Genomic DNA, 25,476 nt, shown 5'->3' on the forward strand with positions numbered 1-25,476 from the left:
CGTTCAATAATTTGATTTAGTGTATGTACAATACTCATTAAGAATAGGAATCCTATGGCTGTTTATTTTTCAATTATCTTAGTTGCTATTACTGTCATTACCGGCATTGTATGGTTTGCAGATAAACTTTATTTAGCGCCACAACGTAGATTAAAAGTGGTTGAAGCACAAAACAACGCGAAAGAAAAAAGTGGAGTTGAATTACCGGCTGAAACAATTACGACCTTAATGGAACCGTCCCCTTTGGTTGATACCTCAATACAGGTTTTTCCCGTAATCGCTTTTGTTTTGATTTTACGATCTTTTCTCTATGAACCTTTCCAAATTCCTTCGGGTTCTATGATGCCTACGTTGCTTGACGGTGACTTTATTTTAGTAAATAAATATAATTATGGTTTACGAGATCCCGTTGCTCGCAAAAAGTTTTTCGAAGTTGATTCTCCTGAACGTGGTGATGTGGTTGTCTTTAAATACCCTCAAGATCCACGCATTGATTATATTAAACGTGTTATTGGTAAACCAGGTGATCGTATTATCTACCGTAATAAATCTTTGTATATTAAAGAAGCATGCCAAGAGTCTGATGCGAAATGTCCTGATTTTGTGCAAATTGTAAATACCTTTACGAATAAATATGACGGTCCTGATGCTCAAGAAGGTATGAATCAATTTGAAGCGGCTATGTTTAATAAAACCCATAACATTTTAAATAATCAAAATACGTTACCAAGAACACGTCATTATTTTCAGCAAGCAGGTACTGCTCAAGATGAATTTTTAGTGCCGGCCGGGCATTATTTTGTTATGGGTGATAACCGAGATAATTCGTTAGATGGACGTTTTTGGGGATTCGTTCCTGAAGAAAATTTAGTAGGGCAAGCCGTTGCTATATGGATGAGTTTTGATTTTGGCCGAACACAAGACAGCATTTTACCCCATTGGATCCCAACAAACGTTCGTTTTGGACGTATTGGCGCAATTAACTAATGTCTAATAAAAGTCAAGTTAACCCTATTTCTATTAACCGTTTATCAAAAAGAATAGGGTATAGTTTCGAGCAGCCAGAGCTACTGATTCAAGCATTAACGCACCGAAGTGCCAAAGGACAACATAATGAACGACTAGAGTTTTTAGGCGATTCTATTTTAGGTTTTGTTATTGCTGAAGCGTTATTTGAAAAATTTCCTAAGCATGATGAAGGCGATTTAACCAGGATGCGCTCTAGTTTAGTGAAAGGGGTAACGTTAGCAGAAATAGGTCGAGACTTTAAGTTGGGTGAATACCTCATTTTAGGGCCTGGCGAGCTTAAAAGCGGCGGACATAGACGAGAATCAATTTTAGAAGATGCCATAGAAGCCATTATTGGTGCAGTCTACCTAGATTCTAATATAACTCAATGTAAAGGATTGATTTTAAAATGGTTTGCTAAAAGGTTGAGTGCAATTAAGCCTGGACATGAGCAAAAAGATCCCAAAACACGTTTGCAAGAATATTTGCAAGGTCGAAAAATTCCGTTACCCGTTTATGATGTTATTGATACCAGTGGTCAGTCACATAATCAACAGTTTACGGTAAGTTGTGTAACTGATGTTGTTAATACTGAGATTATTGCTAAAGGCACCAGTAGACGAAAAGCAGAGCAGGCCGCCGCCCATCAGGTGTTATTAGAATTAGAGCAAGCACAGTCTAAGCAAAAAAAAACTAAGGTACAATAGTCAATGAATCATACATCTACCCATGCAGGGTTAATAGCCATTGTTGGCCGCCCTAATGTGGGTAAGTCAACATTACTGAATGCTTTGCTTGGTCAAAAAATTAGTATTACTTCACGTAAACCACAAACAACTCGTCATCGTATTCTAGGTATTCTTACCCAAGAAAATAGGCAAGCTATTTTAGTTGATACCCCAGGTTTGCACTCAGAAGAAAAAAGAGCAATCAATCGTTTAATGAATCGGGCTGCTACAAGCTCTATCGCAGAAGTTGAGTTAATTGTATTTTTGGTTGAAGGAACACATTGGACACCCGACGATGAGTTGGTGCTTAGTAAGATCAAAAAAAGTGGCGCACCTTGTATTTTAGTGGTTAATAAAATTGATAATATTACTGACAAAGACGCCCTGTTACCGCAATTACAAAAGCTTGGTGCAATGCACGATTTTACTGATATTGTTCCTATTTCTGCCAGTAAAGGTCAGGGCGTTGATACTATCAGAAAACTTTGTTTAGAAAGTCTACCTATAAGTGATTTTTGGTTTCCAGAAGATCATATTACCGATAGATCAAGTCGCTTTATGGCTTCTGAAATTATAAGAGAAAAACTGATTCGCTTTACCGGAGACGAATTACCTTATTCGACTACGGTTGAGATTGAACAATTTAAAATGGACGACAAAGGTATTATCCATATCAACGCCTTGATACTCGTTGAACGTGATAGTCAAAAACGTATGGTTATTGGCAATAAAGGTGAGCGTTTAAAAACTATTGGACAAGAAGCAAGACGTGATATGGAAAACTTGTTTGAAAGTAAAGTGTTTTTAGAAACCTGGGTGAAAGTTAAATCTGGTTGGGCTGATGATGAACGTGCATTACGCAGTCTGGGTTACGGTGACGATTACTCTGGTTAATCAAATGGGTATTTAAGTCGATTAATTTTTATTATTTGTCAGTGCAGGGTGACGAATTGCGCATAAAAGTAGCAATCTAATTATGTCAAATATTCAGATAGAACAGCATGCTTTTGTCCTTCACTCTCGTCCATTTAAAGAAAATCAACAACTTGTTGAACTGTTAACTGAAAATGAAGGTAAAGTTTCAGCGCTTGTTTATGTAGGTCAATCTAAACGTTCAATTAAAAAAGGGATGATTCAATCCTTTTTACCTTTAAAATTAATTTATAAAGGCAATGATTCTGGTTTAAAAAGGATCTCGGTAATTGAGTCAACGGGCAACTCCTATGCTTTAAGTAAAAATAGACTTTATTGTGGTTTTTATATAAATGAACTTTTGGTACGTTTGTTAACTAATGATATTGTTTGTGACGGATTGTTCCAACAATATCAGTTAACGCTTGGTTCATTAGCTAATAATTTACCGATAGCACCACAATTAAGACAGTTTGAATTATCCTTATTAGCAGAATTGGGACTATCATTCGATTTTAGTCCTGTTCTGAGTAATACCAGTGATAATATTGTTGGATTTTATTATATCGCTGATGAAGGCTTTGTACCGGCCTATAATTATTCGATAGCAAATATTAGTACGCCTTGGTTCAAAATAGCGCATTTGCGAGCGATTGCGCATCATATTATCCATGGTGCAGCACTAGAGCAACATGAGGCTGAACAAACGTTTAAGTTGTTAATGCGTAATGTCATTAATCACTTGCTTGATGGAAAACCTTTGAATAGCCGTAAATTATTTGAAAAAAGATAATGACTTAATAAAGTCAATACAATGAGAGAGCAGAAGATGACTGAATTACTATTAGGTGTAAATGTTGATCATATCGCTACATTACGCCAAGCGAGAGGCACTAATTTTCCTGATCCAGTATACGCTGCCGGCGTAGCAGAACATGCCGGTGCTGATGGTATTACGGTGCATTTACGTGAAGACCGTCGACATATACAAGATCGTGACATTCACGTGTTAAAACAAACCCTGCATACTCGTATGAATTTTGAAATGGCTGTCACTGATGAAATGGTTGCAATTGCTTGCGATGTTAAGCCGACTTTCTGTTGTTTAGTGCCGGAAAAAAGAGAGGAATTAACTACTGAAGGCGGCTTAGATGTTGTCGGCCAGTTAGCTAAAGTCTCTGCCGCGGTGCAAAAAATTGCAGCCGTAGGCACACAAGTGAGTTTGTTTATTGATGCAGATAAGAATCAAATTGATGCTGCATTGGCAAGTGGCGCACCTTATATTGAAATACATACTGGTCAATATGCTGACGCACCAAATGAGCTTACTCAGCAGGCTGAATTAGTCCGTTTAATTGAAGGTATTCAATATGCACATAGCCTGGGATTAAAAGTAAATGCAGGTCACGGTTTGAATTATTTTAATGTTAAACCCATTGCGGCAATTAAAGAGATTATTGAATTAAATATTGGACACGCCATTATTGCCCGAGCAGCTATTGATGGACTTGATAAAGCCGTTAGAGATATGAAAGCACTGATGCGTGAAGCAAGACAGTAAAGTGTTACTTCCACTGTAAAGGGTGATTTATTGCCCTTTTCTTTGACTAACCCCCTTTAAAATTGTCATATTTCAAATGGAATATTCGTTTTTGAAATTCAGTTTAACCATGCGATAAATAATGGTTATCTAACCTTAAAGGATTTTGTATGTCTATTGTTGGTATCGGTACTGATATTATTGAAATAGAGCGAATTGTTACTATGTCTGACGTGACACGTGAACGATTAGCAAAAAGAATACTCACACCAAATGAATATCAACATTATGTTGTACTTAAAGCAAAAATGGAACTCAATGCAGTGCGCTATCTTGCTAAGCGTTGGGCAGGTAAAGAGGCTGCATCTAAAGCATTAGGCACAGGTATTGCTGAAGGAGTGTCGTTTCAACATATAGAGATAAAAACTCTAGCGTCAGGGCAACCAACACTCATACTTTCAGGTAAAGCTTTAGAGCTAGCTCTCGCTAAAAACGCCAATCAGTGGCACATTTCTTTAGCCGATGAAAAACGTTATGCCACGGCTTTTGTTACATTTTCACAAAAAATCAATTAAAGCCCATTTTTATTTTCTTGTTTGTTTGTTTTTTGTACTATACTTGTTGTGTACGAATAATTGTGTAATAGTATTAGCAGTATTCTACTCTTTAGTTGTAGTCAATTAAGTGATAGTGAGTTAAGTTACATTTACGTTATATTTAATTTAAGTTTTTTAATTTGGCTATTTGTTGTATTAAAGACGTTTAATAAGGAATTGTCATGCAAGCAGAAGAAAAGTCTATGCTTGAAAGGCGCCAAAGCTCACCTGAACAGTCAGTTTGGTGGAATAAACTTTCATTAGCGCAAAAATTTTCAGCGAGTAGCTTAGGAAAATTCGGCTATGATTTAGCGTTTGTCAGGAATGAGGAAGGTCATAGCTTAGCGGTACTAACCTGTAGCTCTGGTGTTGCAGTGATAACCGAAGATGGTGATATTAACACGTCTCCCAATATTAAAATTAGAGATTAAATCCTACCGAAATCTAAAGTTCAACAATTTGATTAAAGCCTTTTTATACAGGCTTCGTCATCGAATTTTTCAAGTATACTAGGTGCTTGTGCTAGTACTAGCGCAACTTGTTCAAAAAACTCTAAAAATTCTGGCTCTAAATTATCTACAGAAATTTCTTTTTTTAATTGTGTTTCTATTTCTTGGCAAACACTCGCTAAGCTTGGTACACCAGTATAACAACAAGCCCCATTTAATTTATGTATTAGATGTTTTAATTTGTTGCTGTCTTGTTTTGTTAATGCATCACTAATTTTATCTTTACTGTCCGATAAATTTTCAATTAAGCCAAGCAACATCTCTATTGCAAGGTCTTCTTTGCCACCGGTTCTTTTTAATGCAAGTTTCCAATCAATAACGTTAATGATATTGCCATTTTCAAGTTTCTCATGCAGCATGTCATGTACTATTTCATGATCTTTCTCTGACTCTATCTCAGTTATTGTCTCATCAGCAAAGGTAGGGATTGGCTCTACAAGCACAGGTAAGCTTTGATTTGCGTTATTGATAAAGTAATTTACATCACAATATTCATAAATTATATGATTAAGCATCGTTTCATCAATAGGTTTTGTCATGTATGCATTAAATCCTTGTTTACGCATTTTCTCCTTTTCACCACTTAACGCATGTGCGGTAACCGCTATAATCGGCGTATTTTCATTACTTGAATTTTTTCTAATGGCTTTAAGCGTACTAACGCCGTCCATTACTGGCATCTGTATATCCATGAAAATCAATGCAAAGGTCTCACTTTGGCATAACGCTAAAGCATTAGCACCATCTTGTGCTAGTACCACCTCACTCACTTGCTCTTGCAATAAGGCATTTATTAATTTTAGGTTTGCTTCATTATCGTCAACAGCTAATACTTTTATAGGGATAATTTTTCTGCTTGGTGCTGTTAAATACTCAGGCTCAGCTAATAAAGCACTATAAAGTTTGTTTGCAGTAATAGGCTTACTTAAACAACTTATGGCACCACTTGCAATTAGGGCTTCTTGCAAACTAGGCGAATTACTATTAACCGCTAAGTGAATATTAGAAATTTGAGGTTTGACTTTATCGACTATTTTTTTCAAATCACTTAGCGCAGTTGTTGTTCGGTCATGACCAATTAATGCAAAATCAAAATGAAGCGCTTCATTATTTTTTTCTTGTTCAAGTATTTGGTCCAACTGTTTACTACTATCAACCTGAGTTACCAACATTTGCCAGTTAATTAGCATATCATAGGTTGCGGCTCTGCTATGAGGGTGAGGCTCATAATATAAAATGGATTTATTTGCTAAGCGTATATGCTCTAGTTCACCAACACGCGGTAACGAGTTCATGCCACACTCAAAGTCAAACCAAAACTTCGAGCCAACATTTTCATTTGAACTAAAGCCAATATCACCTTTCATTTCATAAGCAAGTCGTTGGCAGATAATTAGACCTAGACCTGTGCCGCCATGTAAACGTGTAATGGTTTGGTCTGCCTGAGAAAATGCCTTGAATATAGCCTGCTGTTGAGTGTTATTCATGCCAATACCCGTATCAACAATGGTTATTTTTACTGCGGCTCGTTTAGCATTAATTATTTTAAATGTCACATCAATATTGACGGAGCCATGTTGTGTGAATTTAATGGCATTACTAACTAAGTTACTCATAATTTGTTTGATACGCATCGCATCGCCTAATAAGGTCTCTGGAATGTCGTGATCAATTTTTACTGAGAGTTCTAACTCTTTTTTATGTGCACTAGGTGCAAGTAAAATAAGACTTTCTTCAATTGACTCTCGCAATGAAAAAGGAATGTTTTCTATTACCATTTTTCCAAAGATCAAGCTTAGAGAAATCAAGAATGTCATTGATAATGGTTAATAAGTTATTAGCTGATCTATCAATAGTTTGTAAATAGTCACGTTGTGAATTACTTAAAGGGGTTTTAAGTACCTGACGAGTGAATCCGATAACGCCGTTTAATGGCGTGCGCAGTTCGTGACTCATATTCGCTAAAAACTCAGACTTTATTTTATTTGCATCTTGCGACTTTTTCTTGGCGATGCTTAATTCAACGTTTTGAATTTCATATTGTTCGAGACTTTCACGCAAATCGATTGTTGCTTGATCAATGCTGCCTTGCATTTCATTTTGATAATTAGCCAATGATTGGGCTATTGCATTGATACCTTTCTTCAAAAAATTCAATTCTCCAATAACCAACCGACCACTTACACGGCTTTCGAGTTTACCTTCACGAAGTCGATCAATAGCCTGTACCATTGAGTTAATTGGTTTACTTACATTTTGAATCAGTTTAAGTGCTAAAAGACTACTTAATAACACACAAAAGAAGGCGATACTAAATGCAAATATATATTGATTTTGTTGTTTGAATTTTATTCTGCTTTGATCAATGTACACAGAAACATAACCCAAAATACTTGCATCGTTGGTTTTGTCTGAGTTTTCATCCATGATAGGCGTACGAAAGATAATATAATCGTCTGATTTTTCCGTTTGGGTATACAAAGGGATATTCATGCCCGGGTTAATTCGCATTAGGTTAATATTGCCATTGTATGCACTTGTGGCAAAAACCTGGTTGTCTAAGGTGAATACTGCAATGGTTTTAATGATATTTGATTGGCTTCTATGTGCAGCACTAATAATTGTGCGCAATTTTTCTCGGCTGTTATTGATAAGTGCATCTTTGCTAGTAATAGCTAAAGGTTCAATAATACTTTGAGCTCTTAGGTTTAGAAATTCATCTAATTCAACACTTCGGCTATAAGAAAAATAGCCTGCGAGAACAAAGCTGATAAGAGCAGTAGGTAAAATTGTGAGTAGTATAACCCAGTCTTTGAGGCTTATTTTATGCATTTTCAGTGGTACTTAATATTTACTCGTTTTACGCTAAACTCGTTTCTTAAGGTGGAACGAGTATCAAACTAGTGTAAAATGATCATCCTGATAAACCTATAATGTCATATGCTTAGTTAAATTACACTTTTTAGTTAAATTCAACGTTAACGCTTGATATCAGTCAAAAATAAATCAAAATCTCTAGGTATGCAAACATGGCAAACTTTTTTAAAGTTAATACTAAAAAGTTAGATAAAATTCAAGAAACAAAGCGGCTCACATTAACCATTGAAAAGTTAGATTTAAATGGCTGCGGGGTAGCTTATTACAAGAAAAAACCCGTGTTCATTAATGGTTCTCTGCCGCGTGAAAATGTTGATGTTAAGATTATAGAGCAAAAAAATAAGTACAGCCTTGCCAAATTATTAACTATCAATAAAACCGGCTCGAATAGAGTTGTGCCCAAGTGCCAAGCATTTTAAGGTGTGTGGTGGTTGTGACTTACAACACCTTGATTATTCTGCTCAGCTTAGTTTTAAACAATCAAAAATTATCGAGTTGTTTTCTAGAGCAGGGCTTGCCGTTAATGTACTCGATGCATTACCTTGGCAATCACCTATATCGAGCTCTCAATGGCATTATCGTCGTAAAGCAAGAATAGGCGTTCAATTTGATAAAAATGCATATGCAACGATTGGCTTTAGACAAAGATCAACCAATCAACTTGTTGCTGTAAAATCATGTCCCGTACTTGTAAAGCCGGCAGACGATATTTTTCCTTTATTAAAAGCACTTATCAATCAGCTCAGTGTTAAAAAAGCTATTGGTCATATTGAAGTGATTTGTACTGATAATATAGAATCTCATGAGTCTTCGAAAAACATAACATTGATAGTGCGCCAAATACGCACAATAAACGACCATGATCGCGAACTATGGCAAGCATTTGCTAATAATAATCAGTTGCGTGTTTATTTTCAACACAGTCAAGATGACAGTCAGGATGATGGTTTATTAACTTCAGGGGATGAATTAAATTATCACTTGGGTAATGAAATTCAAATTAATTTTTCCAATACTGATTTTATTCAAATAAATCAGCAAGTAAACCAAGCTATGGTGGAGCAAGCAATCGCGTGGTTAGCACCCGAAAAAAATGACCTAGTATTAGATTTATTTTGTGGGTTAGGAAATTTTAGTTTGCCATTAGCAAAAAAAGTTAGTTGTGTTGTGGGTGTAGAAGGCATACAAAGTATGGTGGACAAAGCAGCTAGCAATGCAAGCTTTAACCATATTGATAACTGCCAATTTTTTCAAGCTGATTTAAACAACGAATGGCTGTCGCCTGCTTGGGCAAATAATAAATTTACAAAAGTGTTGTTAGATCCGCCCGTGAGTCGGCGCAGAATTCGCTGTAACACAAGTGATAAAACTTGGAATTACAACCGTGTTATATGTGAGTTGTGATCCTACTACCCTAGCAACAGATACTCAATTATTGCTTTCTCATGACTATAAAATTGAAAAAATTGGACTAATTGATATGTTTTCTCAAACAAAGCACGTTGAGACTATGGTATTGTTTACCAAAGAGCTTACTGTTGAATAAGTACGCTAAGCTGCTTGCTATACTGGTAAATGAATTAATAAATTAGCCCATTGCTAAAAGAAAGGAAATAACATGGTTTCGGTGCGGAAGTCTCATCAAGTTGTTAGTGTCGATTTTAAACATTGGTTGGTAGAACAGCCTTTGTCATTAGATAAAAAGCAAGCACTTGAACATTTATGGGAAAACGTAGCCCCATTTTTCCAAAAGCATGAGCGTTATTTGCTTAAAGCAATGGAAATGGTTGAAATACTGTCAGGTTTAAATTTAGATGCTGATTCATTGTCTGCTGCTTTTTTAACCCCAATACTTGAAGCTAATTTAACGACACAAGACTTTGTTGAAGAACATTTTAGTAAAAATATTGCCATGCTCTGTCAAGGCGTAGAAAAAATGGCGGCTATTAAAGGACTACGCCAAGAAAATAGTGCAGGTAATGTCGACAACATTCGCCGCATGCTATTGGCTATGGTAGATGATGTTCGTGCCGTTGTTATAAAGTTAGCTGAACGTTTATGTGATCTACGAGAACAAAAAAATAATGACGAAGAAAGCCGAGTATTAGCGGCGAAAGAAAGTGCGAATATCTATGCACCATTGGCAAACCGTTTAGGTATTGGACAATTAAAATGGGAATTAGAAGATATTTCTTTTCGTTATCTTCACCCAAACGTTTATAAAAAAATTGCTAAGTTATTAGATGAAACTCGCCTTGAACGCGAACAATACATGAGTGATTTCGTTGATAACCTAAATAACCGCCTACAGGAGCTTAATCTAAACGGCACTGTTTATGGTCGCCCAAAACACATTTACAGCATTTGGAAAAAAATGCAGCAAAAGTCGCTAGATTTCGAACAACTATTTGATGTTAGGGCTGTGCGTGTTGTCGTTGAAAAGGTTCAAGACTGTTATTCTGCGTTAGGAGTGGTGCACACACAATGGAAACATTTAGCTAAAGAGTTTTCAGACTATGTTGCCACACCTAAACCCAATGGCTATCAATCAATTCATACCGTTGTGCTTGGGCCACAAGGGAAATCCGTGGAAGTACAAATAAGAACGCAGCAAATGGATGATGATGCCGAGTTAGGTGTCGCAGCACATTGGCGTTATAAAGAAAATGCTAACTCTAAGAAGGTCAAGGCGGAAAAGCTAATAGTTTTGATGATAAAATTGGTTGGTTACGCAAAATACTGCAATGGCAAGATGATGTGGCAGAAAGTGGCGAATTGTTAGATGAGCTACGTAGCCAAGTTTTTGAAGATCGCATTTATGTATTTACGCCATCGGGTGATGTTATTGATTTACCTATGGGCTCAACCCCATTAGATTTTGCTTATTATATTCATTCTAATGTAGGTCATTGCTGTATTGGCGCTAAAGTATTCGGCAAAATAGTGCCTTTTACGCATCAGTTGAAAACGGGTGACCAAGTTGAAATATTAACCAGTAAACAGCCGAATCCGAGTCGTGATTGGTTAAATCCAAATTTGCATTATATTTATTCCTCTAGGGCTAGAGCAAAAGTACAACATTTTTTTAAACTAGAAGATAGAGATAAGCACCTTGCTCAAGGTAAGGATCTGCTTGGACACAGAATTAGCAAAATTAAGTGATTTAACCATTACTCAAAACCAATTTAAAACAGCTGCAGTGCATTTTAATGTTAAAACTATTGAAGATTTATATGCGGCAATAGGCTCTGGAAATGCGCGTTTACAACAAGTTGTTAATTATTTTAAACAACTTGACGATAAATTTACCCCAACCCCCGAGTTAGACCCTCAAAGTTTGGTGAGAGAGCCTCAACTTGGAAAAAACACCTCAGGTGATGATAACGGCATCACTGTATCAGGTGTCGGAAATTTATTAACGCATATGGCAAAGTGTTGCTCGCCGGTACCCGGTGATGATATTTCGGGATTTATCACACAAGGACGAGGTATTTCAGTACATCGTCAAGACTGTGAACAACTCGCTAACTCTTTGTATCAGCAGCCTGAACGTTTTGTTGAAGTTCAATGGGGGGGAGACGATAAACAGAGTTATCAAGCGAGCACACTTATTATCGCCAGTGATCGTCAAGGGCTCTTTCGGGATATATCCACCATTATTGCCAATGAAAAGGTGAGTATTATTGGTATTGAAAGTCATTCAGATACAACAAAAAATACAATGAGCATGAAAATATCGATGGAAGTAACCGGCAGTGAACTTTTATCGCGTGTATTAGAGAAAATTCGTCAACTTGATGATGTGATCGAAGTAAAAAGACTATAGCAGCCTTGTTAGCGTTCTCAACAAAAGACAAAAGAGAAAAGAAAATGTTAAATGCTAAACCCTCAATAGATAAATTGCGTTGGATTATGACACAGCTGCGTGATCCTAGTACGGGTTGCCCGTGGGATTTAAAACAAAGTTTTTCTTCAATTACGGCTCACACCCTTGAAGAAGCGTATGAAGTTGTTGATGCAATTGAGCAGAATGACTTTGTTGAACTCAATAAAGAATTAGGGGATTTATTGTTTCAAGTGATTTTTTATAGTCAACTTGGTCAAGAACAACAATTGTTTGATTTTGACTCTGTAGTGGCATCAATTTGTGAAAAACTTATTCGTCGTCATCCTCATGTGTTTGGTGATGCTGATTTAAAAAATGATAGTCAAATTAAAGCAAATTGGGAAAATGAAAAAGCCAAAGAACGTCAACACAAAAACAAGCAGGAAAACTTAAGTGTTTTGGCGGATATTCCCAAGAATATGCCGGCGTTATCGCAAGCCGCTAAGATACAGAAACGCTGCTCTCATGTTGGTTTTGATTGGGATAATAAGGCGGATGTTTTTGCTAAAATAGAAGAAGAAGTACTTGAGGTAAAAGACGAGTTAGAGGCTGAACACATTAATCCTGATGCCTTAGGTGAGGAGTTGGGCGACTTAATGTTTGCCGTTGTGAATTTGTGCCGCCATGCCAAGCAAGATCCTGAAACACTATTGCGCCAAGCTAATCAAAAGTTTACCAAACGGTTTCATGGCGTTGAAGCACAAGTTCAGCAGTCTGAGCGTGACTTTTCTCAACACAGTCTTGAAGAGTTAGAGCAATACTGGCAAAAAGTTAAAGCGCAAGAGAAACTTTCATGAGTAAGTTGTTATTATCAACGATGGCGATAGGAAAAAAATTACAGGGTGAAAATAGCCATGTAACCATCGGGTTAACTAATCCTAAAAGCCCTAGCAATGTAGGTGCGGTAATGCGAGCTGCAGGTTGCTACTGTGTTGAACAAGTGCTTTATACTGGACAACGTTACGCCAATGCTGCAAAATTTAATGGCGCTAAACATAGTACAGATACTAAAAATGCGCGGGATAAAATCCCATTAAAACCAACGGAAGAATTTGAAAACATTGAATCATTACGTACTTTTTTACCGGACAACACTAAAATTATCTGTGTAGACTTGGTAGAGGGTGCTATACCCTTACCACACTTTAATCACCCAGAAAAAGCGGTTTATATCTTTGGGCCTGAAGACGGCACTATTAGTCAAAGTATGATAAATACGGCTGATGATGTGGTTTATGTGCCGACTGTAGGGTGTATGAATTTAGCGGCCTCAGTGAATGTGTTGTTATATGATAGGCTAGCTAAAGCCTTGGTTAACAATAAGCAAATACAAAGTGATAATACATTAATTAGAAAGAGCAGGGACACAAATAATAAAGTAAAAGTAAAGCGTGGATAATGGAGTCAGTGGTGAATCATAATCAAGAATCACAAATTCAAGAAAGACAATCTAAAGAAGTTGTCAATTCTCTCAATATATCTATAGATGAATGTCCAGTGCCAGTTTCCACTAGAGGAAAAATTAAAGTTTTTTTATGGAAGATTACCGGTATTTTTTGTGTTGGGTTAGCGATATTAGGCGCGATGTTACCTGTTTTACCTACCACAGTGTTTCTTCTTATGGCAACAGCATGTTTCGCTAAATCATCTCCAAAATTGCAACAAAAACTACTTAATAATAAAACCTTCGGACCATTAATTCATGAATGGCAGCAGAACCGAAGTATTCCCAGAAAAGCGAAAAGAGTCGCGCTGTTAATGATTGTATTTTCGGTAGTTTGGTCGTCCTATTTATTGCAAAATGCCTTGTTAACCTTACTGGTTATAGCGCTTGTGATTGGCCCCTTCATCTTTTTATGGCGCTTACCAGTTAGTAAGTAAATATTGAACAAATGCTTTAGTTAATACAGCTGTGAATAACAATAAATATTAAGCTAATGCTTTTTTTACTATGTCAGTGAGTTGGTCAGGCAAAGTCAATTGCAAGGCGATATCATGGGCAGAATCAGACATTTTTTTCCAAGTTAATTGTACAATCCGGATAATTTTAGCTTCATTATCTTGTTTCAAATAATTGTCAGCAAATGCTTCAAAATAGTGTTCAAGAAAAACTAAACAAGCTACATCCTCTAATGTTTGGCTATCCGCGTTGAGTTGGCTTGAAGATTTATCTTTTAAATTTTCTTTGCAAATAATAGAGGCTGTTTGGCTTGCTTGTACTTGGCTATATCCATGTTCAAGCATTATTTTAGCGGTTAACTCAGCATGAAACTTTCCTAAAGCTATACGCCATTGGTAATAACCTGCTTTACCTTGTGCAAATTCATCACGTTTTAAATGCCAACGTTTAATATGCTGAGCACGAACAGCTATTTGTAAAAGTTCATTTGCCTGTGGCCAGTATTGTGCTAAACAAGCGGTCATACGTTGCCCATAAAGTAATTCTTTTGGATACTCTGTGTTATTTATTATGGTCATATTTAGATCTTGACGGTTAATATCATCAATTGCTGTTAGTACGTTTGTTAACTTATTTTTCATGGATTATTTACCTCAAAAATTAGAACGCTATCATAACGGCTTACACGTAACAAAAAAATACTTATTTTCACAGCAGACTTCACAGTTGTTATTGTCGTAGCGTATGATTTTTAGTATAATATTTTCCCGTCCTGTTTTATTTATTTTTAGCCCGTTTTTAAGTGAGTTTTTGATGATCACTCCTCTTAAAAACAGTAACAATATCGCTAAAAAAATGAAGCAAAAAATTTCTGAATTTCCCTTACATCGGTGTAGACATGACAACTAGATATATTTTTGTTACTGGCGGCGTAGTTTCGTCTCTTGGTAAAGGCATTGCCGCCGCTTCATTAGCAGCAATACTTGAAGCGCGTGGTTTAAAAGTAACCATGTTGAAACTTGATCCTTATATTAATGTTGATCCCGGCACTATGAGTCCAATTCAACATGGTGAAGTATTTGTTACCGAAGATGGCGCAGAAACTGATTTAGACTTAGGTCACTATGAGCGATTTATTCGTACCAAAATGACCAAGCTTAATAACTTCACTACAGGCCGTATTTATCAAGATATTTTAGCCCGTGAACGTAAAGGTGAGTTTTTAGGCGCTACAATTCAAGTTATTCCGCATATTACTAATGACATTAAGCGTCGTGTGATTGAAGGTGCAGAAGGGTACGATATTGCTATGGTTGAAGTGGGGGGCACGGTAGGTGATATTGAATCACAACCCTTCTTAGAAGCTATTCGTCAGTTGGCCACAGAAGTCGGTCGTGAACGTGCCATGTTTATGCATTTAACATTAGTACCTTATATTGCAGCTGCAGGTGAAATAAAAACGAAGCCAACACAGCATTCAGTGAAAGACTTACGTTCTATCGGTATTTTCCCCGATATTTTAGTTTGTCGTTCAGACAGACCTTTACCTAACTCAGATCGCGCAAAAATTGCCTTATTTTGTAATGTAGAAGAAAAAGCCGTTATTTCAATGCGCGATGTTGACAGTATTTATAAAATTCCGGCGCTATTAAAAGCTCAAGGAACAGACGAGTTAGTGACAAAACGCTTTGGTCTTGATTTACCTGAAGCAGATTTAACAGAATGGGAAACTGTGCTGTATCATGAAGCAAATCCTAAAGGTGAAATCACTGTCGGTATGGTTGGAAAATATATTGAATTACCAGACGCTTATAAATCAGTAAATGAAGCATTAAAACATGCGGGCTTAAAAAACCAAGTGACCGTTAATATTAAGTATATTGACTCACAAGATGTTGAGGTTAAAGGTACTGAATTATTGAAGGACTTAGACGCTATTTTAGTGCCCGGTGGATTTGGTGAGCGTGGCGTTGAAGGTAAAATTTTAACGGCGCAATATGCCCGAGTAAATAAAATTCCTTATTTAGGTATTTGCTTAGGAATGCAAGTTGCTTTAATTGAATTTGCCCGAAATGTTGCAGGCTTAGATGGTGCTCATAGTACTGAGTTTAACGCAGAAACTCCATACCCAGTGGTCGGTTTGATCAGTGAGTGGCTTGATGATGAAGGTCAAGTAGAATACCGAAATGAAAACTCAGACTTAGGTGGAACCATGCGTTTAGGTTCACAATTGTGCCATTTAGTGAAAGGTACCAAGGTTTGTGACGTATATGGTAGTGAAACAATTTATGAAAGACACCGCCACCGTTATGAGGTAAATAATAACTACCGAGAACAATTAAGCAAAGCAGGTTTGATTTTCTCAGGATTATCAACTGATAAAAGTTTAGTTGAGGTGATTGAAATAGCCGATCATCCATGGTTTGTTGCCGGGCAGTTCCATCCAGAGTTTAATTCAACTCCGCGGGATGGACACCCATTATTTGAAAGCTTTATTGCCGCCTCTTTTGAGCATCAAAAGTTGCAATTAAGTTAGTTCAGAGTCATTTTAAACCGTAGCCCTGTGCTACGGTTTTTGTTTTTTAAGTTTTTGAAGGAAATATAATGTCAAATATCAGTAAAATTTTAGCACGTGAAATTATGGACTCACGAGGAAATCCAACCGTTGAAGCCGATGTTTATTTAGAATCAGGTGCTTGGGGTCGTGCTGCAGCACCATCAGGTGCCTCTACCGGTTCTCGTGAAGCGTTAGAATTACGTGACGGTGATAAAGCACGTTATTTAGGTAAAGGTGTTCTTAAGGCCGTTGCTGCAATCAGAAATGATATAACCCCTGCATTAATTGGCAAAAACGCGCTCGAACAAGCGGCTATCGATAAAATAATGATCGATTTAGATGGTACTGAAAATAAAGAGAAATTTGGTGCTAACGCTATTTTAGCCGTTTCGCTTGCTGTAGCTAAAGCTGCTGCTGCAGATAAAGGCGTGCAATTATTTGAACATATTGCTGATTTAAACGGCACGCCAGGGGTTTATAGCCTACCTGTACCCATGATGAATATTATCAATGGTGGTGAACATGCCGATAATAACGTTGATATTCAAGAGTTTATGATTCAGCCTGTCGGTGCTAAAAGCTTTTCAGAAGCATTACGTATGGGCGCTGAAATCTTTCATGCCTTGAAAAAAGTACTCTCAGCTAAAGGCTTGAATACTGCCGTAGGTGATGAAGGTGGTTTTGCGCCAGATTTAGCCTCTAATGCTGATGCTTTAGCCGTAATTAAAGAAGCGGTTGCAGCAGCAGGTTATACCCTTGGCTCAGATGTAACACTAGCAATGGATTGCGCAGCCTCTGAATTTTATGATGCTGACAAAGGTATCTATGATCTTAAAGGTGAAGGTAAGCAATTTACGTCAAATGAATTCTCTGACTTTTTAGCTGAACTTTGTAATCAATACCCAATCGTATCGATTGAAGATGGTTTAGATGAGTCAGACTGGGATGGTTTTAAATACCAAACTGAATTATTAGGCGATAAAATACAAATTGTTGGTGATGATTTATTTGTAACCAATACTAAAATATTAAAAGAGGGTATCGATAAAAATATCGCTAACTCAATTTTAATTAAATTTAACCAAATCGGTTCACTAACAGAAACATTAGCCGCTATTAAAATGGCGAAAGATGCAGGTTATACAGCGGTTATTTCTCATCGCTCAGGTGAAACTGAAGATGCAACCATTGCTGATTTAGCGGTAGGTACAGCGGCAGGTCAAATTAAAACAGGTTCTTTATGTCGTTCAGATCGTGTTTCTAAGTACAATCAATTATTACGTATTGAAGAGTTCTTAGGTGACAAAGCTGTATACAATGGTTTGTCTGAAATTAAAGGTCAATAAAGCCTTGTAGTGATAAGTAGTGTGTTACTTGTTACAAGTTAAAAAATGAAACCGAGTCGACGTGACTCGGTTTTTCTTTATTCGGTGTTGTATTTTTTATCTACAATCAAGTATGCTTAACAATCGAAATGGTATAACTACTTGATTTATTAATTGATGTCTCAAACTTCGCTATGGCAAACCAATCAGCAAAATATCGATTTTTCTGAATTATGTAATGCGCTCTACGAGCGGGAATTACGTATGCTTGCTAATACTGAATCAGCTAGTATCAAAAGTATACAAGGGCGCTTAAAGAGCTTACCGTATTATATAAATCGTACGGCTATTTTAATGGTTCAAGTAAAGACACAAGGTATTACCCCCTTAGAATTAGACATTCAAAATGCAAGTTGGTCAGCGAAACAAGCAAACAAACTATCACTGTCAGGACAAACAAAACAAGCGGTGTTGTCATGGTACTTAACGAAAAAAATCCCGGTTGGTTTAGTTGTTCCTATACTTAATGACAATCATATTATTCTAGATTGCATAGATAGAGTGGATGTTATTAATAAGCGCTTGCGCACGAATATTGCAGGATGGTTCTCATTAATTGAAGGTGAACACAACTGCGATGAAAAGTCTCACCAAACCCACAGTCTTAAATTGCTCAAGCCAAACAAAAAACTCATGCTAGCAGCATGTGCAGGGCATTGTTGGCAAAAGAGTATAAGTGAGAACGCGAGTGACACAGCTAATCTTAATAACTTTACTGGCAGCACGGTAAAATTACGACCTATCATACCGAGTTTACGAGAATTGTTACTTTCTTGTGCTATAAATTGGAAAGACTTTAAACAACCATTAGCCATATAAATAATAAGTTCATATAATAGTAAAAATTGTTTTATTATTATGTGTTTTTAGGCGTTTCATTAGGTAACCATGCGGACTTTTACAGCACTGTTGATCATTGTTTTCAGTTTATTGCAATACCGACTCTGGTTCGGTAAAAACAGTGTGCCTGATTATTTTTCTTTGCAAGAAGATGTCGCTCAGCAAAAATTAGTTAATTTAAAGCTGCAACAGCGTAATAAATTATTATACGCGGATACGGATGACCTCAAACTTGGTACCGAAGCTATTGAAGAACGGGCAAGAAATGAGCTAGGTATGATAAAAGAAAATGAAACCTTCTTTCGCGTGATTCCAAATAAAGAGCCTTCAGGTCAAAATGATACAAGCCAGGGGCTATATTAGTTGTGAGTAATTTTGAATTACCAAATAAAAACCAAAAATTTACTGTTATTGTACCTGCTGCCGGAGTAGGAAAACGGATGTTAGCGTTATGTCCTAAACAATATTTAACAATTAATAATGAAACAGTCTTGGGTCACACGCTCAAGCGTTTACTCTCTCATACAAAAATAGACAAAATTATTTTAGCATTAAGTGATGATGATGATTACTTTGCAGAAACACCTTTGGCGAAGAATCCTAATATTATACGTGTATCAGGTGGTAAAGAACGTGTTGACTCTGTTTTAAATGGATTACAGCAAGTTAGTGGGCAAGAGTGGGTACTTGTGCATGATGCAGCCCGTCCGTGCGTTACTCATAAAGATATAGATAAACTTATCGAGCAGTGTATTACAAATAATAGCGGTGGTATTTTAGCTGCACCGACGGTTGATACGATGAAACTTGCTTGTAAAAATAATCGGGGGCAAACAATACGTGTAGACCAAACAAGTGATCGAAGCCTATTATGGCATGCTTTTACACCTCAAATGTTTAAAGTGGATGTGCTGACCAAAGCCATAAAACACGCACAGTCAAAAGGTCTTACAATAACGGATGAAGCTTCAGCAATAGAATCATTGGGGTTACCTTGTTTATTGGTAACAGGAAGACGAGACAATATAAAAATAACACGCCCAGAAGATTTAGTGTTAGCGAGTTTCTATTTAGATCAACAAAGTAAATCAACAATAAATACTAAAAGTAAAGGGTAATACATGCGCATAGGTCATGGTTTTGATGTACATAAATTTGGCGGTGAAGGGCCTTTAATACTGGGAGGCGTAACCATTCCCTTTGATCAAGGTTTTATTGCTCACTCAGATGGTGATGTTGCTATTCATGCACTCTGCGATGCTATTCTTGGCGCACTGAGTTTAGCCGATATTGGTAATCACTTTCCTGATACTGATGAGCAGTATGAAAATATTTCTAGCCGATTGTTATTACGCCATGTTGTTGGCTTAATGACAGATAAAGGCTATCAAATTGGCAATGGTGACATCACAATCGTTGCACAAGCACCTAAAATGGCACCTTATTTATTAGCAATGCGTGAGTGCTTAAGCGAAGATTTAAACTGCAGTGTAGAACAAATAAATGTGAAAGCGACTACGACAGAAACATTAGGATATACCGGGCGAAAAGAGGGCATAGCAGTTCACTGCGTTGTATTACTTAAATCCTATGCTAATTGATCGCAATCAAAATAGATGTTTGACTTCACATGTATCTAATACGCATATAAAACTATAATTTAGAGAATCGAAATGTTACCAGAACTTGCCTATTTTCACGGTAAACCTACATCCACAGGTTTATTAAAAGCACATCAACAAGATTTTTGCGTATTTGAGCAATTACCTTTTTTACCTTGCGGGGAAGGGGAACATTTATTTATTCACATTAGAAAAACAGGTGCTAATACTGTGTTTGTCGCCCGTGAATTAGCTAAATATTTTAAGGTGAAAGAACAACTTGTCTCTTATGCCGGTTTAAAAGATCGTTTCGCGGTAACAGAACAATGGTTTGGGGTTCATGTTCCTGGTAAACAGGTTTACGATTTGTCCGGTTTAGCGATTGAAGGTGTTGAAGTACTCAGCTTTAAAAGACATAACAAAAAACTCCGTACAGGCGCCTTAACGGGTAATCGGTTTGAAATAATCCTTCGAGAAGTTACTAATATTAAAGCATTATCTGATCGTTGGGACAAAATAGTGACACAAGGTGTACCGAATTATTTTGGAGAACAGCGTTTTGGTATCGACGGTGGTAATATTGGAAGTGCGTTAGCTTTATTTTCTGGCACGAAGGTCAAAGATAAGAAAAAGCGAGGCATGTATTTATCAGCAGCACGGTCGACTATTTTTAATGATATTATTAATGAGCGTATCAAACAAAACACTTTTGATAAATTAGCTGTGGGTGACGTAGTGATGTTAGCAGGTACTCAGTCGGTGTTTCGTTTGGAAGATATTGATGATGTTATTAAACAACGTTTAAGTGATAAAGATATAGATATAACCGCTGCAATGTGGGGAGCGGGTGATTTAATGACAGAAGCACAGCCACAAATATTTGAGCAAGGTATTGCTGAAAAACATCCTGAGTTTGCTCAAGGTTTGCCCCGTTTTGGTTTAAAGCAAGAACGTCGTCGTATTCGATTGGTTATTGAAAATGGCACACTCGAGGTGTTGAGTGATACCTCAAATGAAAGTAAAGACTTATCCGGCGTGAAAATAAGTTTTTCACTTGCTGCAGGTTCATATGCAACAACGGTATTGCGAGAATTAATTGATTATCGAGATTGCACTCAACGCGTTAACGTAATCGAGAATGTCACGACAGAGTCAATTAAGTAATGAAAATATTATTAAGTAATGATGATGGTGTTCATGCTTTAGGCATTAAAGTACTGCAACAAGAATTAATAAAGTATTTTGACGTAACGGTAGTTGCGCCCGATAGAAATTGTAGCGGTGCAAGTAATTCGTTAACCTTACTCAATCCGTTAAGAGCAGAAACATTGGAAAATGGTTTTATTTCAGTTAATGGCACACCGACCGATTCAGTGCATTTAGGTGTCAGCCAACTACTTTCATCATCCCCAAATTTAGTGGTAGCCGGCATTAATAAAGGTCCTAACTTAGGTGATGATACCTTGTATTCGGGTACGGTTGCTGCCGCAACGGAAGGTAGACACATGGGAATACCTGCTATTGCGGTATCACTCTTTGGGTAAACATGAAAATCACTACCAAACGGCAGCAATAATTACCGCAAAAATAATCAAACGAATTAAGCATCACCCGTTGGCTCCAGATCAAATATTAAACATCAACGTACCTGATGTACCCATTGATCAAATAAAGGGTATTAAAGTGACTCGGCTTGGGCATAGGCATAAAGCAGAAATGATGAAAAAAATGCAAGACCCATGGAAACGAGATATTTATTGGTATGGTACCTTAGGAAAAGAGCTAGATGGTGGAGAGGGTACAGATTTTCATGCTGTGGCTAACCATTATGTTTCAGTAACCCCGTTAACAGTTGATATGACGGCACATAACAGCATAGATACTATGCGAGAATGGATGGATGAAGTGACGATATGATGAGTCGAACTAAAAATACTCGAACAGTCGGTAAGTCGAAACGTAGTGGTGAACTACTGGCACAAAAATTACAAGCTCAAGGTATCTCTAATGTACAGGTATTACAGGCAATTGCTAATTCACCTCGTCACATTTTTATTCCAGAAATATTAGCCCATAAAGCTTATGACAACACCGCACTACCTATTGGGCAAGGACAAACGATTTCTCAGCCCTATATCGTGGCAAAGATGTCAGAGTTGTTATTGAAAAACTATCAACCAAAAAGTATTTTAGAAATTGGCACTGGCTCTGGTTATCAAACTTCAATTCTGGCGCAACTGACCGATAAGGTGTTTTCTGTTGAGCGTATTAAATCACTGCAATTTCAAGCTAAACGTTGTTTACGCGCAATAGATTTGCATAATATATCATTAAAACATGGCGATGGTTGGCAAGGATGGGCGAGTAAAGCTCCTTTTGATGCCATTATTGTTACGGCAGGGGCTGTTACCGTGCCACAAGCGTTACTAGAACAACTTGTTGATGGTGGCCGCTTAGTTATCCCTGTTGGCGATAAAACACAAATATTGAAGATTTTTACCCGTCAAGGTGATAATTATAACGAAGAGCAAGTAGAAGCCGTACGCTTTGTTCCCTTAGTAGCCGGAGCGTTGATGTAATGAAGTTTTTTTCCGCTATTTATGACTGGACATTAAAATGGGCTGAACATAAATTTGCACCAAGTATACTCGCCTTATTAACTTTTGCTGAATCGGTTTTTTTCCCTATTCCGCCTGATGTTCTACTAGCGCCTATGGTGCTAGCCAAGCCTGAAAAAGCATGGCGTTTAGCAAGCCTAACAACAATCGCATCAATTGTTGGCGGCTCGGTAGGTTATTTGCTTGGTTATTGGATGTTTGAACCATGGATACAGCCATTAATAACAGATTTTGGCTATCAAGCTCGTTTTGATACGGCGATGGGATGGTTTAGTGAATGGGGTGTTTGGGTCGTATTTATATCGGTTTTTCACCCATACCTTATAAATTATTCACCGTGAGTGCAGGTTTTTTACACATGGCTTTTTTGCCTTTTTTAATGGCTTCAGCTATTGGACGGGGTATGCGGTTCTTTTTAGTTGCCGGTCTTATACAATGGGGTGGTAGCGCTATGGAAAAAAATTTACGTAAATGGATTGATGTGTTGGGGTGGGGTTTTGTAGCCTTGATCATCATTATCTATTTCATTGTAAAGTAAATAGCTTACTGGTTGCATCATGAGAGATAAACAAGGCATAAATAATACAGCGTTTAATGTTTATACATTATTTAAATTATTTTGTAGCATCTTTCTCGTTATCAACCTTTTTGCATGTTCTTCTCGGCAATCGCCGGCCCCTGTTGTGACTGTTTATGGAAGTACTCCGTTAAATCAACAAACCCAAAATACCATTAATGCAAGAGAATACACGGTACAAGCCGGTGAAACCTTGTATTCAATTGCATGGCGGGCGAATTCAGATGTGCGGCAAATAGCTAAATTGAATAATATTTCACCTCCTTATAATATTTTTCCAAATCAAAAATTAATTTTAGTTGCTAATAATCAAGGAAAAAGTCCGCAAGCGAGTAAGAATGTAGGCTCCAGTAAAAAGCAGACTAAAAACTCTAATCCGACCAGTATTCAAGTGGTTAAAAAGCCTATTGCATCTTCAAATAAGCAAGCGTATGGTAAAAATGTAAGTAAGAAGAAAACCGAGGAAGAACAGTTTGAAAAAACAAATTTTTCTCAAAAAATTAGTCGATGGAAATGGCCCGTTAAGGGAAAAATTATCGACCGATTTTCTTCCAAAGCACAAGGTAATAAAGGAATAGATATCGGCGGGCGCCGTGGCACTAATATTAGAGCAACGGCAGGTGGTAAAGTAGTTTACGCAGGTAGCGCATTAAGGGGTTATGGCAAGTTAGTTATTGTAAAACATAATGATGATTATCTAAGCGCCTATGCCCATAATGATAAAATTTTAGTAAAAGAACAGCAGCTTGTTAAAGCCGGAGATATCGTTGCAAAAATGGGTGACACCGACGCGCAAAGAGTTATGCTTCATTTTGAAGTTCGCTTTCGCGGAAAATCAGTTGATCCTTTGAAGTATTTACCCAAAAAATAAGTACATATAATAATAATTGTGTATTTCTGTGAAATCTAACGCATAGAAAATACCAACCAATAAAAATAATTGGAGTTAGTGTGAATAAATAATACTAAATGCAAGTTTGATATATTTGGAGTGCAACATGGAAAAAGTAACAAATCAAACCACAGTACTAAAAAGTAAAGAAGACAAAGCATCAAATATTGATGCGACGCAACTTTATTTAAGTGAAATAGGATTTTCACCATTACTAAGTGCAGAAGAAGAGATATATTTCTCACGTCTTTCCCTTAAAGGTGATAAAGCATCTCGACAACGTATGATCGAAAGTAATTTACGTTTAGTGGTTAAAATTTCCAGACGATACAATAATCGCGGATTACCATTACTGGATTTAATTGAGGAAGGTAATTTAGGCTTGATCCGAGCCGTTGAAAAATTCGATCCAGAACGAGGCTTCCGCTTCTCAACCTACGCTACTTGGTGGATACGCCAAACTATTGAACGCGCTATTATGAACCAAACGCGTACCATTCGTTTACCCATTCATGTTGTCAAAGAATTAAATATTTATTTACGTGCATCTCGTGAGCTTGTTCAAAAGTTAGATCATGAACCCACGGCAGAAGATATAGCAAACTCATTAGGAAAACCTGTTGAAGATGTGACAAAAATGCTACGTTTGAATGAACGTATGGCATCAGTAGATACCCCCTTCTCAGGAGATACAGATAAGGCTTTACTTGATGTAATTGCAGATGAAGACTGCGGAGGACCAGAAGCAGACTTGCAATCACAAGATATGAGTAACAATATTATTCACTGGCTTAACGAGTTAAATTCTAAACAAAGAGAAGTATTAGCTAGGCGCTTTGGCTTATTGGGCTATGAAGCTGAAACATTGGAAAATGTTGGCCGTGAAATTGGACTAACCCGTGAACGTGTTCGTCAGATCCAAGTGGAAGGACTTAAGCGACTTCGTGATATATTAAGCCAACAAAACCTGTCTATCGAAGCTTTGTTTGAAGTTCAGTAGTATATTCACAATAATATTTTTGAGAGATAACTATTTTAAAGGCTGTAAAG

26 protein-coding genes and 3 pseudogenes are annotated in these 25,476 nt (G+C 37.1%); 26 read left to right on the forward strand and 3 right to left on the reverse strand.

Translation table 11 applies throughout. From position 1 onward, the window contains the following. Window positions 1–54 precede the first annotated feature (54 nt). From lepB to L3081_RS07565, 7 genes are all read left to right on the forward strand, one after another. On the forward strand, window positions 55–987 hold the full coding sequence (gene lepB / locus L3081_RS07535) for a signal peptidase I (protein WP_242284631.1): 933 nt from the start codon (window positions 55–57) through the stop codon (window positions 985–987). After that, on the forward strand, window positions 987–1,715 hold the full coding sequence (gene rnc / locus L3081_RS07540) for a ribonuclease III (RefSeq protein ID WP_242284633.1): 729 nt from the start codon (window positions 987–989) through the stop codon (window positions 1,713–1,715). The genes lepB and rnc overlap by 1 nt, the downstream gene beginning before the upstream one ends. Before the next feature lie 3 nt (window positions 1,716–1,718). Beyond that, window positions 1,719–2,630, forward strand: coding sequence for a GTPase Era (era, locus tag L3081_RS07545; protein WP_242284635.1), 912 nt, complete (start codon window positions 1,719–1,721; stop codon window positions 2,628–2,630). An 82-nt stretch (window positions 2,631–2,712) separates the two neighbouring features. Then, the gene (recO, locus tag L3081_RS07550; protein WP_242284637.1) at window positions 2,713–3,441 is read left to right on the forward strand and encodes a DNA repair protein RecO; all 729 of its coding nucleotides are present in this window, start codon (window positions 2,713–2,715) and stop codon (window positions 3,439–3,441) included. Window positions 3,442–3,477: 36 nt separating this feature from the next. After that, window positions 3,478–4,209 (forward strand): pyridoxine 5'-phosphate synthase, encoded by a 732-nt coding sequence (pdxJ, locus tag L3081_RS07555; protein ID WP_242284639.1) that lies wholly within the window; start codon window positions 3,478–3,480, stop codon window positions 4,207–4,209. Between the two features lie 149 nt (window positions 4,210–4,358). Beyond that, on the forward strand, window positions 4,359–4,763 hold the full coding sequence (gene acpS, locus L3081_RS07560; RefSeq protein ID WP_242284641.1) for a holo-ACP synthase: 405 nt from the start codon (window positions 4,359–4,361) through the stop codon (window positions 4,761–4,763). Window positions 4,764–4,966: 203 nt separating this feature from the next. Continuing rightward, window positions 4,967–5,215 (forward strand): hypothetical protein, encoded by a 249-nt coding sequence (locus L3081_RS07565; RefSeq protein ID WP_242284643.1) that lies wholly within the window; start codon window positions 4,967–4,969, stop codon window positions 5,213–5,215. 32 nt (window positions 5,216–5,247) lie between these two features. Here L3081_RS07565 and L3081_RS07570 read toward each other — a convergent pair whose 3' ends face one another. After that, the gene (locus L3081_RS07570; RefSeq protein WP_242284645.1) at window positions 5,248–7,071 is read right to left on the reverse strand and encodes a response regulator; all 1,824 of its coding nucleotides are present in this window, start codon (window positions 7,069–7,071) and stop codon (window positions 5,248–5,250) included. Next, window positions 7,028–8,125 (reverse strand): histidine kinase dimerization/phospho-acceptor domain-containing protein, encoded by a 1,098-nt coding sequence (locus L3081_RS07575; protein WP_242284647.1) that lies wholly within the window; start codon window positions 8,123–8,125, stop codon window positions 7,028–7,030. The genes L3081_RS07570 and L3081_RS07575 overlap by 44 nt, the downstream gene beginning before the upstream one ends. Before the next feature lie 197 nt (window positions 8,126–8,322). Between L3081_RS07575 and L3081_RS07580 the strand changes: the two genes are divergently transcribed. From L3081_RS07580 to L3081_RS07615, 7 genes and pseudogenes are all read left to right on the forward strand, one after another. Beyond that, window positions 8,323–8,589: a TRAM domain-containing protein gene (locus L3081_RS07580; RefSeq protein ID WP_242284649.1), complete on the forward strand. Its 267-nt coding sequence runs from the start codon at window positions 8,323–8,325 to the stop codon at window positions 8,587–8,589. A gap of 1 nt (window position 8,590) precedes the next feature. Beyond that, window positions 8,591–9,574 (forward strand): 23S rRNA (uracil(1939)-C(5))-methyltransferase RlmD, encoded by a 984-nt coding sequence (gene rlmD, locus L3081_RS07585; RefSeq protein WP_338027160.1) that lies wholly within the window; start codon window positions 8,591–8,593, stop codon window positions 9,572–9,574. Next, window positions 9,564–9,716, forward strand: a complete 153-nt coding sequence (locus L3081_RS26565) for a hypothetical protein (RefSeq protein WP_338027161.1) — start codon at window positions 9,564–9,566, stop codon at window positions 9,714–9,716. The genes rlmD and L3081_RS26565 overlap by 11 nt, the downstream gene beginning before the upstream one ends. 72 nt (window positions 9,717–9,788) lie before the next feature. Continuing rightward, window positions 9,789–11,996 (forward strand): annotated as a pseudogene (gene relA / locus L3081_RS28975) (GTP diphosphokinase). A gap of 44 nt (window positions 11,997–12,040) precedes the next feature. Beyond that, window positions 12,041–12,853 carry a nucleoside triphosphate pyrophosphohydrolase gene (mazG, locus tag L3081_RS07605; RefSeq protein ID WP_242284655.1) on the forward strand — a complete coding sequence of 271 codons (813 nt, stop codon included), beginning with the start codon at window positions 12,041–12,043 and terminating at the stop codon, window positions 12,851–12,853. Beyond that, the gene (locus tag L3081_RS07610; RefSeq protein ID WP_242284657.1) at window positions 12,850–13,455 is read left to right on the forward strand and encodes an RNA methyltransferase; all 606 of its coding nucleotides are present in this window, start codon (window positions 12,850–12,852) and stop codon (window positions 13,453–13,455) included. Before mazG ends, L3081_RS07610 begins: the two co-directional genes overlap by 4 nt. Window positions 13,456–13,466: 11 nt before the next feature. Continuing rightward, on the forward strand, window positions 13,467–13,937 hold the full coding sequence (locus L3081_RS07615) for a YbaN family protein (protein WP_242284658.1): 471 nt from the start codon (window positions 13,467–13,469) through the stop codon (window positions 13,935–13,937). Window positions 13,938–13,985: 48 nt separating this feature from the next. Here the strand turns inward: L3081_RS07615 and L3081_RS07620 are convergent, their stop codons facing one another. Beyond that, a complete protein-coding gene (locus L3081_RS07620; RefSeq protein WP_242284660.1) occupies window positions 13,986–14,597 on the reverse strand; it encodes a DUF4202 domain-containing protein in 612 nt (203 codons plus the stop codon). Window positions 14,598–14,854: 257 nt separating this feature from the next. Here L3081_RS07620 and L3081_RS07625 point away from each other — a divergent pair, with 257 nt between their 5' ends. The 12 genes and pseudogenes from L3081_RS07625 to rpoS all read left to right on the forward strand — a co-directional run bounded on the left by L3081_RS07625 (window position 14,855) and on the right by rpoS (window position 25,426). Continuing rightward, entirely contained in the window at window positions 14,855–16,492 is a 1,638-nt protein-coding gene (locus L3081_RS07625) for a CTP synthase (protein WP_242284662.1), read from the forward strand. Window positions 16,493–16,560: 68 nt separating this feature from the next. Further along, a complete protein-coding gene (gene eno, locus L3081_RS07630) occupies window positions 16,561–17,859 on the forward strand; it encodes a phosphopyruvate hydratase (protein WP_242284664.1) in 1,299 nt (432 codons plus the stop codon). A 156-nt stretch (window positions 17,860–18,015) separates the two neighbouring features. Continuing rightward, window positions 18,016–18,717, forward strand: coding sequence for a hypothetical protein (locus L3081_RS07635; RefSeq protein ID WP_242284665.1), 702 nt, complete (start codon window positions 18,016–18,018; stop codon window positions 18,715–18,717). 69 nt (window positions 18,718–18,786) lie between these two features. After that, on the forward strand, window positions 18,787–19,101 hold the full coding sequence (ftsB, locus tag L3081_RS07640) for a cell division protein FtsB (protein WP_242284666.1): 315 nt from the start codon (window positions 18,787–18,789) through the stop codon (window positions 19,099–19,101). 2 nt (window positions 19,102–19,103) lie between these two features. Beyond that, window positions 19,104–19,856 (forward strand): 2-C-methyl-D-erythritol 4-phosphate cytidylyltransferase, encoded by a 753-nt coding sequence (gene ispD, locus L3081_RS07645; protein ID WP_338027163.1) that lies wholly within the window; start codon window positions 19,104–19,106, stop codon window positions 19,854–19,856. Between the two features lie 3 nt (window positions 19,857–19,859). Further along, window positions 19,860–20,339: a 2-C-methyl-D-erythritol 2,4-cyclodiphosphate synthase gene (gene ispF / locus L3081_RS07650; protein ID WP_242284667.1), complete on the forward strand. Its 480-nt coding sequence runs from the start codon at window positions 19,860–19,862 to the stop codon at window positions 20,337–20,339. A 72-nt stretch (window positions 20,340–20,411) separates the two neighbouring features. Then, the gene (truD, locus tag L3081_RS07655; RefSeq protein ID WP_242284668.1) at window positions 20,412–21,503 is read left to right on the forward strand and encodes a tRNA pseudouridine(13) synthase TruD; all 1,092 of its coding nucleotides are present in this window, start codon (window positions 20,412–20,414) and stop codon (window positions 21,501–21,503) included. Further along, a pseudogene (gene surE, locus L3081_RS07660) lies at window positions 21,503–22,256 on the forward strand (5'/3'-nucleotidase SurE). Before truD ends, surE begins: the two are co-directional and overlap by 1 nt. After that, window positions 22,256–22,918, forward strand: coding sequence for a protein-L-isoaspartate(D-aspartate) O-methyltransferase (locus L3081_RS07665; RefSeq protein WP_242285640.1), 663 nt, complete (start codon window positions 22,256–22,258; stop codon window positions 22,916–22,918). The pseudogene surE and the gene L3081_RS07665 overlap by 1 nt, the downstream one beginning before the upstream one ends. After that, window positions 22,918–23,495, forward strand: a pseudogene (locus L3081_RS07670) (YqaA family protein). The gene L3081_RS07665 and the pseudogene L3081_RS07670 overlap by 1 nt, the downstream one beginning before the upstream one ends. A 19-nt stretch (window positions 23,496–23,514) precedes the next feature. Then, window positions 23,515–24,405, forward strand: coding sequence for a peptidoglycan DD-metalloendopeptidase family protein (locus tag L3081_RS07675; RefSeq protein WP_242284673.1), 891 nt, complete (start codon window positions 23,515–23,517; stop codon window positions 24,403–24,405). 127 nt (window positions 24,406–24,532) lie between these two features. After that, window positions 24,533–25,426 carry an RNA polymerase sigma factor RpoS gene (gene rpoS, locus L3081_RS07680; protein ID WP_242284675.1) on the forward strand — a complete coding sequence of 298 codons (894 nt, stop codon included), beginning with the start codon at window positions 24,533–24,535 and terminating at the stop codon, window positions 25,424–25,426. Window positions 25,427–25,476: the final 50 nt, after the last annotated feature.

It is taken from the genome of Colwellia maritima, assembly GCF_022669015.1.
Taxonomy (GTDB): domain Bacteria; phylum Pseudomonadota; class Gammaproteobacteria; order Enterobacterales; family Alteromonadaceae; genus Colwellia; species Colwellia maritima.

Bases quoted from the DNA above. Each gene is read 5' to 3' on its own strand.
- lepB (WP_242284631.1), top strand. From the start codon at position 55: ATGGCTGTTTATTTTTCAATTATCTTAGTTGCTATTACTGTCATTACC.
- rnc (WP_242284633.1), top strand. From the start codon at position 987: ATGTCTAATAAAAGTCAAGTTAACCCTATTTCTATTAACCGTTTATCA.
- era (WP_242284635.1), top strand. From the start codon at position 1,719: ATGAATCATACATCTACCCATGCAGGGTTAATAGCCATTGTTGGCCGC.
- recO (WP_242284637.1), top strand. From the start codon at position 2,713: ATGTCAAATATTCAGATAGAACAGCATGCTTTTGTCCTTCACTCTCGT.
- pdxJ (WP_242284639.1), top strand. From the start codon at position 3,478: ATGACTGAATTACTATTAGGTGTAAATGTTGATCATATCGCTACATTA.
- acpS (WP_242284641.1), top strand. From the start codon at position 4,359: ATGTCTATTGTTGGTATCGGTACTGATATTATTGAAATAGAGCGAATT.
- L3081_RS07565 (WP_242284643.1), top strand. From the start codon at position 4,967: ATGCAAGCAGAAGAAAAGTCTATGCTTGAAAGGCGCCAAAGCTCACCT.
- L3081_RS07570 (WP_242284645.1), bottom strand. From the start codon at position 7,071: ATGGTAATAGAAAACATTCCTTTTTCATTGCGAGAGTCAATTGAAGAA.
- L3081_RS07575 (WP_242284647.1), bottom strand. From the start codon at position 8,125: ATGCATAAAATAAGCCTCAAAGACTGGGTTATACTACTCACAATTTTA.
- L3081_RS07580 (WP_242284649.1), top strand. From the start codon at position 8,323: ATGGCAAACTTTTTTAAAGTTAATACTAAAAAGTTAGATAAAATTCAA.
- mazG (WP_242284655.1), top strand. From the start codon at position 12,041: ATGTTAAATGCTAAACCCTCAATAGATAAATTGCGTTGGATTATGACA.
- L3081_RS07610 (WP_242284657.1), top strand. From the start codon at position 12,850: ATGAGTAAGTTGTTATTATCAACGATGGCGATAGGAAAAAAATTACAG.
- L3081_RS07620 (WP_242284660.1), bottom strand. From the start codon at position 14,597: ATGAAAAATAAGTTAACAAACGTACTAACAGCAATTGATGATATTAAC.
- L3081_RS07625 (WP_242284662.1), top strand. From the start codon at position 14,855: ATGACAACTAGATATATTTTTGTTACTGGCGGCGTAGTTTCGTCTCTT.
- eno (WP_242284664.1), top strand. From the start codon at position 16,561: ATGTCAAATATCAGTAAAATTTTAGCACGTGAAATTATGGACTCACGA.
- L3081_RS07635 (WP_242284665.1), top strand. From the start codon at position 18,016: ATGTCTCAAACTTCGCTATGGCAAACCAATCAGCAAAATATCGATTTT.
- ftsB (WP_242284666.1), top strand. From the start codon at position 18,787: ATGCGGACTTTTACAGCACTGTTGATCATTGTTTTCAGTTTATTGCAA.
- ispF (WP_242284667.1), top strand. From the start codon at position 19,860: ATGCGCATAGGTCATGGTTTTGATGTACATAAATTTGGCGGTGAAGGG.
- truD (WP_242284668.1), top strand. From the start codon at position 20,412: ATGTTACCAGAACTTGCCTATTTTCACGGTAAACCTACATCCACAGGT.
- L3081_RS07665 (WP_242285640.1), top strand. From the start codon at position 22,256: ATGAGTCGAACTAAAAATACTCGAACAGTCGGTAAGTCGAAACGTAGT.
- L3081_RS07675 (WP_242284673.1), top strand. From the start codon at position 23,515: ATGAGAGATAAACAAGGCATAAATAATACAGCGTTTAATGTTTATACA.
- rpoS (WP_242284675.1), top strand. From the start codon at position 24,533: ATGGAAAAAGTAACAAATCAAACCACAGTACTAAAAAGTAAAGAAGAC.